At 69.4% G+C, this 18,130-nt stretch carries 2 protein-coding genes and 1 pseudogene; all 3 read right to left on the reverse strand.

The genetic code is table 11. The features are described 5' to 3' along the window. Positions 1–6: 6 nt before the first annotated feature. The 3 genes and pseudogenes from B9C43_RS43810 to B9C43_RS43820 all read right to left on the reverse strand — a co-directional run bounded on the left by B9C43_RS43810 (position 7) and on the right by B9C43_RS43820 (position 18,009). On the reverse strand, positions 7–216 hold the full coding sequence (locus tag B9C43_RS43810) for an MbtH family protein (protein WP_033383682.1): 210 nt from the start codon (positions 214–216) through the stop codon (positions 7–9). Next, positions 213–5,811: pseudogene (locus B9C43_RS43815) on the reverse strand (amino acid adenylation domain-containing protein). The gene B9C43_RS43810 and the pseudogene B9C43_RS43815 overlap by 4 nt, the downstream one beginning before the upstream one ends. 18 nt (positions 5,812–5,829) lie before the next feature. After that, on the reverse strand, positions 5,830–18,009 hold the full coding sequence (locus tag B9C43_RS43820; protein ID WP_084433291.1) for a non-ribosomal peptide synthetase: 12,180 nt from the start codon (positions 18,007–18,009) through the stop codon (positions 5,830–5,832). Between the last annotated feature and the right edge of the window lie 121 nt (positions 18,010–18,130).

Here is an 18,130-nt window from a genome sequence, read left to right on the forward strand (position 1 = left end):
CCTCGCTCAGGCGCCGACTTCGGCGATGAGGCTCTTCGGCCGCAGGTCCGTCCAGTTCTCCTCGACGTAGGCGAGGCATTCCTGGCGGGTGGCCTCGCCGTGGACCCGGGTCCAGCCGGCGGGCACCTCCGCGAACGAGGGCCAGAGCGAGTGCTGTCCCTCGTCGTTGACGAGCACGAAGAAGGAACCGTCTTCGTTGTCGAACGGGTTGGTCATCGTTGTGTCCTTTCACTTCTCCGGCCGGGGCCGGAGCTTCTCGGCGACGATGGCTCCGATCTGGGCCAGCGCCGCGGGTTGCAGCATCTGCATGTGGTCGGTGGCGATCTCGTGCGGCTCCACGGTCCCGGTGGTGAGGGGCTGCCAGCTGGCTATCGCGTCCGCCGCGGGCAGATGCGAGGGACGGTTCACCGTGGCGACGAAGAGCAGGATGTCGCTGCTGAAGCTCCGGGAGGTGTGCATCGGCCCGACTCGGGCGAGGTGCTGCATGACCTCGTCCAAGCGCGTCCGGGTGCCTGCCTCCCTGGCTATGCCCGCGGCGAGCTCCACCTGCTGCTCCTGTTGCTTGTCGAAGTCCTTGGCCTCCTGGTCGGCCGCGTCACCGCCCGAGCGCCGGAACTTCCCCTTGTCGGTGGGGTAGGCGTCGAGCAAGGCGAGCAGGCCGACCTTCTCCCCCTGCGCCTCGAGCACCGCGGCCATCTCCTGCGCGATCCGGCCGCCGAGTGACCAACCGAGCAGGTGGTACGGCCCGGTCGGCTGCACGGCGCGGATCTGCTCGACGTAATCGGCCGCCATCTCCTCGACGCTGGCTGCCAGCGGTTCGGTACGGGCCAGGCCGCGTGCCTGTACTCCGTAGACCGGCTGATTCGGCGGAAGACTCCGCAGCAAGGGCGCATAGTTCCAGCTCAGGCCCCCGCTCGCATGGACGCAGTACAGCGGCGGGCGGTTGCCGCCTGCTCGCAGCGGCAGCAGTACCTCGAAGTCACCCGTGCCGGTGCGCACCGAAGTGCTCGATTGCCGCCGCTCGCCCACCACGGTCAGGGCGCCGGCGGAGTTCCAGCGGGCAAGCAGACCCGTGCGCACCATCCGCCTCCCCTCTGTACCGAATGGGCAGGCCACAGTCTTCTCGGCAGGGCTCGTGTCCACCACCGAACCGGTCAGGTACAGATCACCAACGGCCCCTGCGACGACGGGACGCAGCCCTTCGTCGAGCACGAGCGCGCCGAGCGGGCCGTCCTTGGCCAGGTCGGCGGCCACCGGAGGCACAGCCCCGGACCACGTCGCCGGTGCCTCCACCGGACGTCCGCGTTCGGCGTCGTCCAGGAAGACATCCAGGTCACTGATCCGCCGTTGGGGGTCCTCCGCCACCTGTTCGAGCACACGGACCAGCCGACGGGCCAACGACTCGGCCGTGGCCTGGTCGAAGAGGTCGGCGGCGAAGTGGAGAGTGCCCTCGATGCCGTCCTCGTTGTCATCCTCGTCGCGGCGCTCGGTGAGCTTGAACGCGAGATCCAGCTCGATCGCCTCAGGCCCGACAGGTTCCACGATGGTGCGTACGGCGGGCAGTTCCATCGCGTCCCACGCGCCGAGGTCCTCCTCCTGCACCTCCAAACTCACCTGGAACACCGGGTGGCGGGAAAGCGAGCCGGGCAGGTCCAGCAGCTCGACGATCCGTTCGAAGGGCACGTCCAGGTACTGCCGGGCGGTCCGGGCAGCCTCCTGCGCCCGGGTGACGACCTCCAGGAAGGTCGGGTCGCCCGAGAGGTCCGTACGCAGGGCAAGCGGCCGGGCGAACGGTCCGACCATCGGCTCCAGGTCAATCTGGTCGTCATCGCGTGGCAGCGTCGTGCCGATCACCAGGTCGTTGCCGGCTCCGAACCTGGCCAGCAGCATGGCGAGCGCGGCGTGCACCGCTTGCAGCGTGTGCGCGCCGGTCGGATCAATCGCCTTCAGCAACCGGGCGTGCGGGCCGGCGTCCAGCCGCAGTTCGACCGAACCGGCCCGCCGCGACGGGACAGCCGACCGCGGGCGGTCGAACGGAAGCACTGTCTCCCCGTCGATGCCGGCCAGGTTGTCCTGCCAGAAGACAATCTGCTCGTTGATCAGGCTGTCCGGCTCGCGTTCGCCCTCGAGCAGTCGCCGCTCCCAGATCGCGTAGTCGGCGAACTGCAGAGCCAGGGGCGCACGTTCCGGGACCCGGCCCGCGCGCCGCGCGCCGTACGCGGCGGCCAGGTCACGGAAGAACACGTCCATCGAGTCGTCGTCGGCCAGGATCCGGTGCACCTTCAGGTGCAACACGTGTTCCTTTTCCGAGAGCTCGAACAGCTCTGCGCGCCACGGCACATCCTGGGTGAGGTCGAAGACCGACTCGCCTGCCTTGGCCAGCAACCCGGGAAGGTCCTCCTCGGTGGCGGGTTGCGGAGTCAGCTCAACCGCCAAGACCGGGTGGATGTGCTGGTGAACGCTCTGTACGTCGCCTTGGAAGGTCGTCCGGAGAATCTCGTGCCTGGCCGCGACGTCGCCGAGCGCCGCCGCCAGCGCCGGCACATCCAACCGGCCGCGCAACCGCAGCGCGACCGAGATCTGCAGGCCTGCCGACTCCTCTCCGGGTTGAGCCAGCAGCCAGGAACGCAGCTGCCGTGCGGTGAGGGGCACCCGATCCGGCCGCTGGGCGGCTTCCAGCGCGGGGCGCGACTTCGCGGCCAGCGCCCGGGCGACACCCGCGGGTGTCGCCGAGGAGAACAGCTGCCGGATGGGCAGATCCGCGCCGAGCTCCTCACGGATCCGCGCGATGAGCCGCATGGCCAGCGCGGAACTGCCGCCGAGGTCATGGAAGGCGTCGTCGACGCCCACCTGGTCGACGCCGAGGATCTCGGCGAAAAGCCCGCACAGGATCTTCTCGGACTCGCTCTCCGGCGCCTTGTCCGACGCGCTTCCCGCGAGATCCGGAGCGGGCAGGGCCCGGCGATCCACCTTGCCGTTGGGCGTGACAGGCAGGCCAGGCAGGGCGAGAACGGCGATGGGAACCATGTACCCGGGCAGGACCAGTGCCATCTGCCTGCGGATCTCGTCTGGCTCCGCGGCACTTCCGTCGGAGACGAAATAGCCCACCAGCCGCTTTTCGCCCGGCTGATCCTCCCGCGCCATCACGACTGCCTCGACCACGCCCGGCTGGGCCGCCAGCACGGCCTCCACCTCGCCAAGCTCCACGCGGTAGCCGCGGATCTTCACCTGCTCGTCGGTGCGGCCGAGGAACACCACCTCGCCGTCGCGCGTCCAGCGCGCCAGGTCGCCGGTGCGGTACATGCGTTCACCGGCGAGGAACGGGGACGCCACGAACCGCTCGGCGGTCAGGTCCGGTTTGCCGATGTACCCGCATGCCAGCCCCGTGCCCGCGATGTACAGCTCCCCCGCCACACCAGGCGCGACCGGGCGCAGGAACGCGTCGAGGATGTAGATCTGACGGTTGGTCATGGGGTGACCGATCGGCAGTTCCCGATCGATCACGTCACCCGGCTCGATCGGCAGCCACGTCGCACACAACGTGGTCTCGGTCGGTCCGTAGGTGTTGCGCACCCGCAGGCCGGGCTGAGCCCGCCGCAGGTTCTCCACCGACTGCGCCGGAACCATGTCACCGCCGGTCCCGATCTCGACCAGGCCGGTGAAACATTCCGGGGACGTTTCCGCCAGCGCGCGGAAGGTACCGGCGGTGAGGTGGACGGCGGTCGCGCCCCGCTGCACGGCCTGGCGTACCCCGGCCGCGTCCAGCACTCCCGGCTCGGTGAGCAACACCCGGGCACCCATGACGAGCGGAACCCACATCGCATAGAGCGAGGGGTCGAAGACGTGCGTCGCGTGCATCAGCACGCCGTCGCCGGGACCGATCTGCCAGCCCGCGTCGCCTGCCAGGCCGGCCACCGCGCCGTGCGGGATGGCCACGCCCTTCGGGGTCCCGGTCGACCCCGACGTGTACATCACGTACGCCAGGTCGCCCGCGCTCAGCCGGATCTCCGGCGCCGTGCCGGCCGACTCGTCGACGGCCGCACGCGTCTGCGGCGCGTCGAGGACGATCGCGTTCTCCGGCACAACTCCGCTGGTGGCGTGGGTACAGACGACGGTCGAGATCTCGGAGTCGGCGAGGATGAACGCGATCCGCTCAGCCGGGTACTCGACGTCCACCGGGACGTACGCGGCGCCGGCCTTCCAGATCGCCAGGAACGTGATCAACAGGTCCGGGGACCTTTCCATGGCCACCCCGACCCGGTCGCCGCGGCCGACGCCACGTCCGACGAGGTAGTTGGCCAGCCGGTTCGACGCCTTGTCGACCTCGGCGTAGGTCAGGTCCGTGCCACTGGCGTCGGTGATCGCCACCGCGTCCGGCGCCTGCGCCACCCGGTCTGCGAACATCGCGACCACGGACTCCCCCGGCACCGGGCCGGCGGTCGCGTTGAATTCGTCCACCACCAAGGCGCGCTCGGTCTCGCTCAGCAGCGTCAGCCGGCCGATGAGCACATCGGGCTCGGTGACCAGGCGCTCCAGCACGCGGGCCAACGCGCCGACAACCGATTCGGCGGCTGCGTGGTCGAACAGGCCCTGGTCGTAGTCGAGGATGAGCGGCATCTGCTCGCCGGGCCCGGTGATCAGCGTGAACGGGTAATGCGAGGCGTTACGTCCCCGCTTCGCCGGGCGCAGCGCCAGGCCGCCGTCCTGCGGCTGGTCGAGTCCCTTGCGGGGGAAGTTCTCGTAGATGACGAGCGTGTCGAAGACCGCTCCGGGTCCGACGACGGCCTGCACGTCCTGCAGACCGAGGTGCTGGTGAGCCATCAGTGCCGACTGGTTGCGCTGCAACTCCGCGAGCAGCTCGACCGCCCGCCGCCCGCCGTCGAGCCGGACACGCACCGGCAAGGTGTTCATCAGCTGGCCGACCATCGACTCCACACCGGCCACCTCGGCAGGCCGCCCCGAGGCGGTCGCCCCGAAAACCACGTCAACACGGCCGGCGAGTTGCGACAGCACGATGGCCCACGCGCCCTGCACGACTGTGTTCAGCGTGAGGTCGTGGCCACGCGCCATCCTTGCCAGGTCGTCCGTCAGCTGCGGGGACAGCTCGATCACCGTTGTGCTGATGTCCGGCACGCGGGTCGGGTCGGCCGGGGCGACCGTGGTGGGTGTGTCCAGCCCGGCGAGCTCCGCCCGCCATGCCGCCCTGGCCGCCTCCTTGTCCTGCCGACCAAGCCAGGCGAGATAGTCCCGGTAGGACACGGTGGCGGGCAGCCCCGACGCATCCCCTCCCGCCGCGTAGATCGCGGACAGTTCGCGGTGGATGATCGGCGCCGACCAGCCGTCCAGCAGGACGTGGTGCAGGGTGTGCACGAGCCGGTGACTGTCCGGGCCGAGCCGGATCAGGTGCAGCTTCATCAGCGGCGCCGCCTCGATGCGCAGCCGCTCGGCCAACTCGTCGGCCGCCAGCCGGTCCACCTCGCTGTCGGCGATGTCGTCCGGCAGCCCGGAAAGATCCGTCTCGCGCCAGGGGATCTCCGCGTCGCGCGCGATGACCTGCACCATCTGCGCGCCACTGACGTAGCGGAAACAGGCCCGCAGCGCGGCATGCCGGTCCACGACCGCCTGCCACGACGCCTTCAGCCGTGCAGAGTCCAGCGGGCCGTCGATGGCGTAGACGGACTGCACGGTATAGGTGTCCTGCCCGTCGCGGTCGAGGGCCGTGTGATAGAGCATTCCCTCCTGCAGCGGCGAAAGAGGCCAGACGTCTTCCACGCCGGAGCGCGGCTTCGCCCGAGTATCGTCAACGGTCACGATTGCTCCTTATGGAAGTTATTCGCCGGCCAGTCCGGCCTCGAGTTGGTCCAGCTGGTCAGCTGAAAGATCGACGAGCGTGCCGCCTGCGGGCTCAGCCGCCGCGGTGTCCTCGCCCTGCGCCGGAAGCTCCGTGACCACGACCGCCAGTCGTTCCGGCGTCTTCTCCTCGAACACCTGCCACGGGGTCAGTTCCAGCCCTTTGCGGCGGGCCCGGGCCGACAGCTGCATCGACAGGATCGAGTCACCGCCCAGCTCGAAGAAGCTGTCGTCGGCGCCGACGCGGTCCAGGCCGAGAACGTCGGCGAACAGTTCGCACAGCCTCGCCTCCATGGCCGTGCGCGGGTCCCGCTTGGACGCCATCCCCGCGAAGTCCGGGGCCTGCAGCGCCCGGTGATCGAGCTTTCCGTTGGGCGTCAAGGGCATCCGGTCCAGCGGCACGAACGCCGCAGGCATCATGTACTCCGGCAAGCGTTCCGCCGCCAGCTCACGCAGTGCGGACATCAGCGCGCCCGTATCCGCCTCGGTGGCCGCCGGGACGATGTACGCCACCAGTTGCTTGTCGCCCGGCCCGTCCCTGCGGACGGCGACGGCCACCTGGCCGACACCCGGATGCTGCACCAGCACGGCCTCGATCTCGGCGGGCTCGACCCGATAGCCACGCACCTTGACCTGCGCGTCGACCCGGCCGGCGAACATCAGCTGGCCTTCCTGGGTCCAGCGGAACAGGTCGCCTGAGCGGTACATCCGCTCACCGGGAGCGAACGGGCTGGCGACGAACCGCTCCGCCGTCAGGCCAGGGCGTCCGAGGTATCCGCGAGCCAGTCCGACGCCCGTGATGTAGAGCTCGCCGACCACCCCGGGTGGCACCGGCTGCAGGAAGGCGTCGAGGACGTAGTGCCGCACGTTGTAGATCGGGCCGCCGAGCGGGACCTGCTCGTGTCCCGGAGACAACGGGGCACTCATCGTCGAGCAGATGGTCGTCTCCGTCGGCCCGTAGGCCTGGATCACCCGACGGCCCGGCGACCAGCGGTCCACCAGCGCGGGCGGTAGTGCCTCGCCGCCCGTCAACACCGTCCGCAGAGTGTCCGGCAAGTCGTCCTCACTGGCCAGGACACTCGGCGACACGGTCAGATGCGTGATCCCCGCCTTGCGGATCGCGTCACCGAGCGTCACCCGAGGCGGCATGCTCGACGCGTCCGGCAGCACCAAGGTCGCGCCGGCCAGCAGAGTCATGTAGAGCTCAGAGACGATGGCGTCGAAGCCGATCGCGGACAACTGCAAGATCCGCGACGCCGATGTCACAGCCATCCGCTCGATGTGCGCGTACCCCAGGTTGACCAGGCCGGAGTGGGTGACCAGGACGCCCTTGGGCACGCCTGTCGACCCCGACGTGTAGATCACGTACGCCGCGTCTTCCGGTGCCACTTGCGGCAACACCACTGCCGGATCGGCGGCGGGCAGCTCATCGAGCACCACCACTGTGCCCGTGAACTGCGCGGGCACGACCGCTCGGGTCGTCTTCGTGCACACCAACACTTCTGGCGCCGAGTTGGTCAGCATGAACTCGATCCGCTCACGCGGGTAGTCCGGATCGACCGGCACGAACACCCCGCCGGCGAATGACACCCCCATCAGGGTCACCGCCAGCTCGGCCGAGCGTTCGACCAACACGCCGACCCGGTCCTCACGCCGCACGCCCAACCCCACGAGCAGTCGTGCCAGCGCCTCAACCTCGCGGAGCAAGTCGCTGTAGGACAGACTCCGCACCGCGTCCTGCACCGCGTCGGCATCCGGCGTCTGCTTGGCCTGCTCACGGACCAACTGGGGCAGCGTCTCGGTCGTCAGCGGCACATCGGTCTGGTTCCACTCCTCGACGACCAGACGGCGCTGTTGCGGACTGATCAGGGCGACCTGGCCGACCGGTATCCGCGGATCTGCCACCACCTGCTGCAGCGCCTGGATGATCGCCGCGCGCATCTGTCCGATCTGGACCCGGTCGAACACGTCCGGACGGAAGACGATGTCACCACGCACGCCGCCGCTTTCCGACGCGCGCAGCGACAGCGGATAGTGCCCGTAGTGCCCGCTGTCGTTCAGCGTTCCCGCTGGGCGCAGGGAGAGGGTGTCGGGGTCGTCGGCCGGACGCGGCGGGCGAGGGTAGTTCTCGAACAACACGAGCGTGTCGAATGTCGCGCCCTGGCCGGCGAGCTGGTTGATCTCGGCCAGCCCGATGTGCTGGTGCGCCATCGTCGCGACCTGACGTTCCTGCAGGTCGGTCAGCATGTCGAGGAACGGTTGCGCGCCGATGAGGCGAGCTCGGACCGGCAGGGTGTTGATGAACAGGCCGACCGCGGACTCGACGCCGGGGATCTCGGGCGGACGCCCGGCCACCGTGGTACCGAAGACCACGTCATTGCGCCCGGTCAGCCGGGCCAGCAGCAGCCCCCAGATCCCCTCGAAGAGGGTGTTCATCGTCACGCCGTGGCGGCGGGAGAACTCCACGACCTGCCTGCTCAGCTCGTCGTCCAGTTCGAACAGCAGGCGCTCACGCTCGATGGGCGCGGTGATCGTGTCCGGCGGTACGACGTGGGTTCCCTCGTCGAGGCCCGCGAGTTCGGTCCGCCAGACCTCCCTTGCGGCCTCCTTGTCCTGGCGAGCGAGCCAGGCGAGGTAGTCGCGGTACGACGTCGCGGCAGGCAGAGCCGCACCGTCACCGCCGGCTTCGTACACCGCCATCGCGTCGGCGGAGAAGATCGGCAAGGACCATCCGTCAGCCGAGATGTGGTGCGAGGTGATGATCAGCCGATGCCTGCGTTCGGCGAGGCGCACCAGGTGCACGCGCAGCAGCGGCGCCTGGGCCAGGTCGAACCGCTCGGCCTGTGACTGCGCCGCGAGGCGCTCGAATTCCGCCAGCGCCTCGTCCTCGGGCAGGTGCGACAGGTCGGTTTCCCGCCACGGCAACGTGACCTCGGCCGCGATCACCTGCGCGGTCTCGCCGGACTCGACCTGATGGAAACTCGCCCGCAGGGCGGCATGCCGGTCGACAAGGGCCTGCCAGGACGCCCGGAAGCGGGCAACGTCCAGCGGGCCCTCGACGGCGAGAGCGAGCATGGCCGCGTAGACCTCCGCGCCGCGCTGGTCGGCGGCATGGAACAGGATGCCTTCCTGGAGCGGGGAGAGCGGCCAGATGTCGACCAGGCTCGGTACGGCAGCCTCGACCTCCTCCACGTCTCGCTGCGTCAGCGAGATCAGGGGGAAGTCGGATGGCGTGTGCCCGCCTGCGCCACCGGCGCCGACGTGTGCGGCGAGGCCGGTCAGCATGTCCAGCCATGCCTTGCCGAGCGACTCCGCCTCGGCGTCACCGAGAATCCGCCCTGCCCAGGTGACGGTCAGGGTGAACTCGGGTCCGTCGGCGGCGTCCAGCACGACCGCGTCGATCTCCACGACGTGCCGCAACGGCATGTCCTGCTCCGCCGCACCACCGATGGTTCCCGCCATCTGCCAGGGCACGACGGCACCGTCGGGCCGGGACGAGAAGCGGCCAAGGTAGTTGAACCCGATGTCCGCCTTCGGCAGCGCCGCCAGCAGCGGCCCTGTCTCGGCATTGAGGTAACGCAGCATCCCGTAGCCGAGCCCGCCGTCGGGCACGGCTCGCACGTTCTGCTTGACCTGCTTCAGCAAGCGACCAGCCGCGTCGCCACCCGCGAGCACCTCGGCCGTGTCGACCCCAGTCACATCCAGCCGGAGCGGATGGATGTCGGTGAACCAGCCGAGTGTCCGCGACAGGTCCATCTCGTCAATGGGCTGACGGCCATGACCTTCGACGTCCACCACGACGGCATTGCCGCCGCGCCAATCGGCGACCGCGCCCGCCAGGGTGGCCAGCAACACTTCGTGGACACCGCAGTGGAAGGCCGAGATGGCCTTCTCCACGAGCACACCCGCTTGTTCGCGCGGCAAGGTCCAGGACTTGCGTCCCGCGGTCGATACGGTGTCGCGCTTGGGATCGAGCTCGCCCAGCCGCGATTGCCCGCCGTCGAGGATCTCCGTCCACGCCGCCAGTTCCGCGGTCCGGGTCGACGCCTGGTCGGCCAGGGTTCGCGCCCAACGCCGGAACGAGACGTCCACCGGGTCGAGCGCCGGTTCCCGGCCCGCGACCACGGCTTCACATGCTGCCTGCAGGTCCGGCAGCAGGATTCGCCACGACACCACGTCGACCACAAGGTGATGCGCCGCCACCACGAGCCGTCCGACGCGGCCAGGTCCCGCGTCCACCCACACCGCCCGGAGCACCACGCCCGCGGCAGGATCCAGCCGTGCGGCAGCCTCATTGGCGCAGCGATCCGCGATCTCGTCAAGATCACCCGCACCGGCCTCGACCCGCTCGACCAACGTCGCCACGTCCACCGCACCCCGCTCGGCCACGAGCAGCCGGGGCTGTGCTCCGTCGGCTTCGACGATCCGGCTCCGCAACATGTCGTGGGTGTCGATCACCGCGGCCAATCCGGCCGCCAACGCATCCAACGACAGGTCATCGGGGGCACCCACGGTCACCCACTGGGCCAGTGCGCCTCGGGTCAGCGCACCGGGATCAGTTTCGATCAGTGCCTGAAGAACCGGCGTCCACGGGACATCACCGACGCCGTCGGCGAGGTCGGCCCGTGTCTGGTCGCCACGCGCGGCGATCGCCGCGATGCCCGCGGGCGTCTTCTGCTCGAAGACCTGCTTGGCACCAAAGACGAAACCCTCGCGGCGTGCGCGGGCAGCGAGGCGCATCGAGAGGATCGAGTCCCCGCCCAGCTCGAAGAAACTGTCGTCGGCGCCGATCCGATCCAGCCCAAGGACCTCGGCGAACAGCTCGCACAACACTCGTTCGGTCTCGGTGCGCGGTTCGCGACCGGCTGGCTTGCCGGTGAACCCGGGGTCGGGCAGGGCCGCGCGGTCGATCTTTCCGTTGACCGTCAACGGGAAGCTGTCCAGCACGACCACCACCGCGGGCACCATGAACTCCGGCAGCCGCGCGGCGAGGTGCTTGCGAACCGCTTCGGACTCCAGTTCCTCGTCCGCGGTGACGTACGCGATCAGCCGCTTCTCACCCGCACGGTCCTCCCGCGCCACCACAACCGACTGCGCGACTTGGGGAACCTCGGTCAGCGCGACCTCGATCTCCCCCGGCTCGACCCGGTAACCGCGGATCTTCACCTGGGAGTCGGCCCGTCCGGCGAACAGCAGCTCACCTTGGTCCGTCCACCGCGCCAGGTCGCCGGTGCGGTACATCCGCTCACCGGCAGCGAACGGGTTGGCGACGAACCGTTCCGCGGTCGGCCCGTTGTTGCCGAGGTATCCGTGCGCCAGGCCGGCGCCTGCGATGTAGAGCTCGCCGGTCACGTTCGGGGCTACCGGCTGGAGGAACGCGTCGAGCACATATGCCTGCCTGCCGGCCAGCGGCCTGCCGATCGGCAAGGTATCGCCCGTCTGCGCCCCCGGCTCGATGACGAGCCACGTGGCGCAGAGGGTGATCTCGGTGGGGCCGTAAAGCTGCCGGACACGAACCTCCGGGCATGCCTGGCGCATGCGTACGACCGACGCGAGTGGTACCGCGTCCCCGCCGGTCAGGATCTCTCGCAGCCCGATGAAGGAATCCGGCGATTCCTCTGCCACCGCACGGAAAGCGCCTGCCGTCAGGTGGACGGTGGTCACGCCACGGGAGATCGCTTCTCGCAGCCGCTGCGCGTCGACCGCGCCCGGTTCGGCGACCATCACGCGGGCTCCGTTGACCAGCGGCACCCAGATCTCGACCAGCGACGCGTCGAACGCGTGCGACGCGTGCAGCAGCACGCAGTCGTCAGGGCCCTGCGACCAGCCCGGGTCGCTCGCCAGTGCGGCCACGCTCGCGTGCGGCACCGCGACGCCTTTCGGCACCCCGGTCGAACCCGACGTGTACATCACGTAGGCCACGTCCTGTGCCCCGACTGTCAGCGGCGGCACCTCATGCTCGATCACCAGTGCGTCCATGACCACCGGTTCGACCCCGTCCGGCACCGCGTTGCGGGTCGCTGCCACGCAGACCGCCAACGATGCACCGGCGTCGGCCAGCATCCGCTCGATGCGTTCCGCGGGGTAGTCCACGTTCACCGGTACCTGCGCGGCACCGGCCTTCCAGACCGCGAGAAGCGCGACGAACAGGTCGGTGCCGCGTTCCATCACCACACCGACGCGGTCACCGCGCCGCACGCCCATCCCGGCCAGGTGCCCCGCCAGCCGATCCGATTCCCGGTCCAGGTCGGCGTAGGACAGGGTGCGTCCGCTGTCCATGACCGCCACCGCGTCCGGAGAAGCGTCGGCCTGCCGCCGGAACAGCTCCAGCACGGACGACCTGTTGGCCGCTTCGCCGGTCGAGTTCCAGTGCTGCACCACCGACGCGCGTGTCGATTCGCTCGTCACGGCCAGACGGCCCACGGGCAGCAAGGGCTCCGCCACTAGCCGTTCCACGACCCGTACGACCTGCCGGGCCACCTCGGTGGCCGTTTCCTGGCCGATCCGATCGGGCCGGTAGGACACGTTGATCCGCAAGCGGTTTCCGGGAGAAACGCTCATCGTCAGCGGGTAGGTGGTGCCGGTCCGCGTGTGAACCGAGCTGATCGCGACCCCGCTGTCGTCACCGAGACCGGTGGCGTCGTGCGGGTAGTTCACGACCATCACGATGGTGTCGAAGATCGCGCCGGTACCCGCCACCTTCTGGATCTCCGGCAGCCCGAGGTACTGGTGTTCGGTCAGCGCGGACTGGCGGCTCTGCAGGTCCTTGAGCATCTCCAGCACCGGCTGGCTGCCTTCGAGCCGGACACGGACCGGGACGGTGTTGATGAACATCCCGACCATCCGCTCGACATCCGGCACATCCGCCGGACGCCCCGACACCACCGTTCCGAACACCACATCGGTCCGGCCCGCCAGCCGCCCCAGCACCAACGCCCATGCGCTGTGCAGGATCGTGCTCACCGTCAAGCCGTGACCGCGTGCGAAATCGGTGAGGGTCTGGGTCGCTTCCTCGGACAGCCATTCGGAATGCTCGTCGGGCATCACCATCGTCTTGTCCGCGTCGGCGTCCACCATGGTCGGTTCGTCCGAGCCGGCAAGCTCGGACCGCCACGCCGATCGGGTCGCTTCCTCGTCCTGACGGCTCAGCCACGCCAGGTAGTCCCGATAGGACGGTGCCGTCGACGAGACCTGTCCACCCGAATAGCCGGTCGACATCTCACCCAGGACGATCGGCGTCGACCAGCCGTCCAGCAGAACGTGGTGCGACGTCACCACGAACCGGTGCTTGTCCTCGCTGAGACGGATCAGCAGCAGCCGCAGCAGCGGCGCTTGCGTCACGTCGAACCGTTGCGCCCGATCCTCTGCGAGAAGGCGTTCGACCTCCGCGGCCGCGGCCGCCTCGTCGAGATGCGACAGATCTGCCTCACGCCATGGGATTTCGGCCTCGCGGACGACGACCTGCACTGTTTCGCCGGAGCCGAGCTCGTGGAAGCTCGCCCGCAGCGATTCGTGCCGGGTGACCAGCTGGTTCCATGCCGCACGCAGCCGTTGCGCGTCGAGCGGCCCGTCGAGGTCCAGGATCCGCTGGGTCTGGTAGACGTCGACCCCGTCCTCGTCGAAGGCTCGTTCGAAGAGCATGCCTTCCTGCAGCGACGACAGCGGCCAGATGTCCGTCAGCCCTGGTGCCGCTGTCTCCAGCTCCGCCACGTCGCGCCGCGTCAGCTCGACGAGATCGAAGTCGGACGGTGTGTGCCCGCCCGCGGCGGGATCCTCGGCCAGGGCGGCGAGAGCGGTCAGCATCTCCAGCCAGGCCTCGCCGAGCCGCTCCACCGTGGCGGGGTCGAGATCCCTGCCATCGATGGCAAGCCTCAGCCGGGGTCCGTCCGGCGTGTCCTGGACGTCCGCACCGATCTCCAGTGCGTGGGACAGGACCACGTCCTGGCCGCCGCCCAGCGATCCTTCAGTCACCTGCCACGCGGTGTCCTCGGTGGTGGCACTGGAACGGCCGAGATAGTTGAACCCGATCTGCGTGGACGGCAACTCGGCGAGCCTGGCTCCGGTGTCGGGGTTGAGATAGCGCAACAGTCCGTAACCCAGCCCATCGCCGGGGACGGCACGGACCTGTTCCTTCACGGCCTTGAGCAAGTCGCCCGGTGACTGATCCACGCCGGAGACGTCGAGGCGGACCGGGTGAACGCCGGTGAACCAGCCGACGGTACGCAGCAGATCCTCGCCGTCGGCTGCGTGGCGACCGTGGCCTTCCACGTCCACCAGAACCCCGCCGTCAGCACCGCGCCAGCGCGCCACCGCGCCCGCGAGGCCAGCCAGCAGGACTTCTTGAACGCCGCAGTGGAAAGCCCCCGGCACGTGGCCGACCAAGTTGCGCGCGTCGGTTCCCGACAGGGTCGTGGACCACGAGTGCGACCACCCGGTGTGCTGCTCCGGCAATGGCTGCGCGCCATCCAGCACGGCGACCCAGTGATCCATTTCAGCGATCGTGTTCTCGCTGAACGCCTGCTCGGTCAGCCGCCGCGCCCACTGCCGGTACGACGTCGTCGCGGGTTCGATGGCGGGGGTCCCGCCGGAGTTCGCATCGTCGTACGCCGATCGCAGATCCGGCAGCAGGATTCCCCACGACACCGCGTCGACTGCCAGGTGATGCACCACGAACGCCAACCGGCCCGGCTCGGCGTTTCCGGCGTCGACCCACACGACCCGCGCCATGGTTCCCGCCGACGGGTCCAGCGTGCCCGCCGCCGTCCTGGCTTCCCGCTGGGCGATCTCGTCGATGTTCCCGGCCTGGGCCGCGACCCGCGTGAAGAGCCCGGCCGCGTCCACCGCACCGCGCTCGGCGACGATCAGCCGTCCGTCGGGCTCCACCCGTGCCCGCAGAAGATCATGCGCATCCAGCACCGCTCGCAGGGCGTTCACCAGTGCATCCGGGTTGAAGCCCGCCGGGGTGACGACGACTCTCGCCTGGGCGAAGCCAGGACGCACCGCGTCATCTCCGAGCGCGCGCATCACCGGCGTCCATGGGATCTCTCCCACGCCAGTGTCCACTGTAGAGCGTCGCGTGGTCTGCGTCTCCTGCGCCAGCGCGGCCAGGCGCTCAGGGGTCCGAAGCTCGAAAACCTGCCGCGGCGTAAGGGAAATTCCCTCGCGCCGGGCACGGGCCGCCACCTGCATCGACGAGATCGAGTCCCCACCCAGCTCGAAGAAGCTGTCCTCGATCCCCACCCGGTCAAGGCCAAGGACTTCGGCGAATACTCCACAAAGGATTCGCTCGGCCTCGGTGGCCGGCTCGCGGCCGGACGACTTCGCGGCGAAGTCCGGTTCGGGCAGTGCCTGGCGGTCCACCTTTCCGTTGACCGTCAACGGCAACTCGTCCAGCACCAGCAGGGCGGCCGGAACCATGTACTCGGGCAACGTCTCGGCGAGTTGTTCGCGCAGCCGGACCAGGTCGACGTCCTGGCCCGCTTCGGCGACCACATAACCGATCAGCTGCTCGTCCCGCGCGGACACCACGGCCTGGCCGACACCTGGCAGGCCGGCCATGACCACCTCGATCTCGCCAGGCTCGACCCGATACCCGCGGATCTTCACCTGGTCGTCGGCACGTCCGGCGAACGCCAGCGCACCCTGGCCGGTCCAGTACGCCAGGTCCCCGGTGCGGTACATCCGCGCATGGGCAACGAACGGATCGGCGACGAACCGCTCGGCCGTCAACGCCGAACGGCCCAGATATCCCTGCGCCACACCGGCTCCGGCGACATACAGCTCGCCGGCCACACCCGGGGGTACGGGTCGCAAGAACGCGTCGAGGACGTAGACACGCCGCCCCGCGAGCGGACGTCCGATCGGCAGCACCGATCCCGTCTCGTCGCCGGGTTCAAGCAGCCACCACGTCGCGCACAGCGTGGCCTCGGTCGGGCCGTAGAGATGCCGCACCCGCACGTCCGGACACGTCCGCCGGACCCGCTCCACCGCCGCCAACGGCACCGCGTCCCCACCGGTCAGCACCTCGCGCAGACCGGCGACCGACTCCGGCGATTCCTCGGCCAGCACGCGGAAAGCCCCCGCGGTCAGGTGCGCGGCCGTGACGCCGTCCGCCACGTATCCGGCGAGTGCCTCGCCGTCCACCGCACCCGATCCGGCCAGCACCACCCGGGCGCCAGACACCAGCGGCACCCACATCTCGAACAGCGAGATGTCGAACGCGTGTGAGGCGTGCATCAACACGGCGTCGTCGGGGCCCACGTTCCATCCCGGCTCGCCGACCAGCGCCGCGACGTTGCCATGCGACACCGCGACGCCCTTCGGCGTCCCCGTCGAGCCCGACGTGTACATCACGTATGCGACGTCATTGGCTTGCGCCTCAACCGAAACACGAGTGCACTCGGCCACTGCCTGCCGCGTCTGCGGATCGTCAAGGACGATCGGGTCGAGCCCGCCGTCCAGTACGGCATCCCGGTGCGCTTGCGTGCACACCACTGCCGCCGGCTCCGCGTCCGCCAGCATGAATTTCACTCGTTCTGCCGGATAGGCGGGATCCACCGGCACGTACGCCGCGCCCGCCTTCCATACCGCGAGCAACGTCGCGATCAGGTCGTGTGACCGGTCCATCACCACGGCCACGCGATCCCCGCGCCGCACCCCACGGCCGCTCAGGTGGCCAGCGAGGCGCTCCGCGTACTCAGCCAGCTCTCCGTATGTCATCGCCTGATCGCCATTGACGACCGCGGCCGCGTCGCGGCGGCGCTCCACCTGTCGGTCGAACAGATCCAGAGCCAGACGGCTCGGCGCCACCTGGGACGCCGCGCTCCATTCGTTCACCACCAACTCGTGCTCGGCCGCACTCGTCACATCGACGTCGGCGACCGTGATGTCGCCCGCAGCCGTCAGCTGACGCAACACGCCCGTGAACCGCTCGATGATGGCGAGTGCGGCGTCCCGGTCGAAGAAATCCGTTACATAGTCCAGATTGAGCAGCACCGACTCGCCAGGGACGGCGACCAGCGTCAGCGGGTAGTGGGCGGCTTCCTTGCCCTGGTCGATCCGGATGCGGAAGGTCTGTCCCGAGTCCGCTTCGCCGAGCTCACGGGGAAAGTTCTGGAAGACGAGCAAAGTGTCGAAGATCGCGCCAGGTCCGACGGTCTTCTGGATGTCCGCCAAGCCCACGTACTGGTCGGGGATGAGCGCCGACTGCCGCTTCTGCAACTCCGCCAGCAGCTGCATGACCGGCGTCGAGCCGTCCAGCCGCACGCGCACCGGGACGGTGTTGAGGAACAGCCCCACCATCCCCTCGACACCGGGCAGGTCCGGCGGGCGGGCCGACACCACCGCACCGAACACCACGTCTGTCCGGCCTGCCAGCTGTGCCAGCACCAAAGCCCACGCGCCCTGCACGAGGGTGTTCAGGGTCAACCCGTGGCGACGAGCCAGCTCGCCCACCGACCGCGACAGGTCAGCGGGCAGGTGGACCGTGATGTTGTCCGGCATGACGGGCGCTCGCCCCGGATCCGCTGGCGCCACCAGCGTCGGCTCCTGCGCACCACGCAGCTCCGCTGCCCATGCCGACAGCGTCCGTTCCTTGTCCTGCCGGTCCAGCCACGCGAGGTATTCCCGGTACGACCGCACCTCGGGCAGCTCCAGCGGGCCGCCGTCGGCCGCGTAGAGCATCGCCAGCTCGTCGAAGATGATGGGCATCGACCAGCCGTCCATGATCGCGTGATGGCAGGTCACCACCAGCCGGTGGTGCTCATCGGCGAGACGGATCAGGGTCAGCCGCAGCAACGGCGCGTTCGCGAGGTCGAATCTCTTCGTGCGATCCTCCTCGGCCAGCTCGCGCACGGCCGGCTCGGGATCGTCGAGGTGGGAAAGGTCGGCCTCCCGCCACGGCAGTTCCACCTGCCTGGCGATGAGTTGCACCGTCTCGCCCGATTTGCGCTGCCGGAAACAAGCCCGCAGAGCCGCGTGCCGGGCCAGCAGCGCCTCCCATGCCGCGCGCAGCCTGGCCGCGTCCACCGGCCCGTCCAGGTCCAGGATCCAGTGGCCCACGTAGAGGCCGGGCCCTTCGGTGTCGTAGACCGTGTGGAAGAGCAATCCTTCCTGGAGTGGCGACAGCGGCCAGAAGTCCTCGATCCGCGACTGAGCCATCAATTTCTCCCTCGATCATCTGCGGGCCCCGCAAAAGAAATCATCCGCCGGACGGGTCAGCCCGGACAATCTGTCCAACCGCACTTGGCGCAGTCGTTTGCCGGTACCGGAAAAGCGCCGG

Origin of the sequence: Kibdelosporangium aridum, from assembly GCF_900176515.1 — a bacterium.
GTDB classification, from domain to species: Bacteria; Actinomycetota; Actinomycetes; order Mycobacteriales; family Pseudonocardiaceae; genus Kibdelosporangium; species Kibdelosporangium aridum.

Bases quoted from the DNA above. Each gene is read 5' to 3' on its own strand.
- B9C43_RS43820 (WP_084433291.1), bottom strand. From the start codon at position 18,009: ATGGCTCAGTCGCGGATCGAGGACTTCTGGCCGCTGTCGCCACTCCAG.
- B9C43_RS43810 (WP_033383682.1), bottom strand. From the start codon at position 216: ATGACCAACCCGTTCGACAACGAAGACGGTTCCTTCTTCGTGCTCGTC.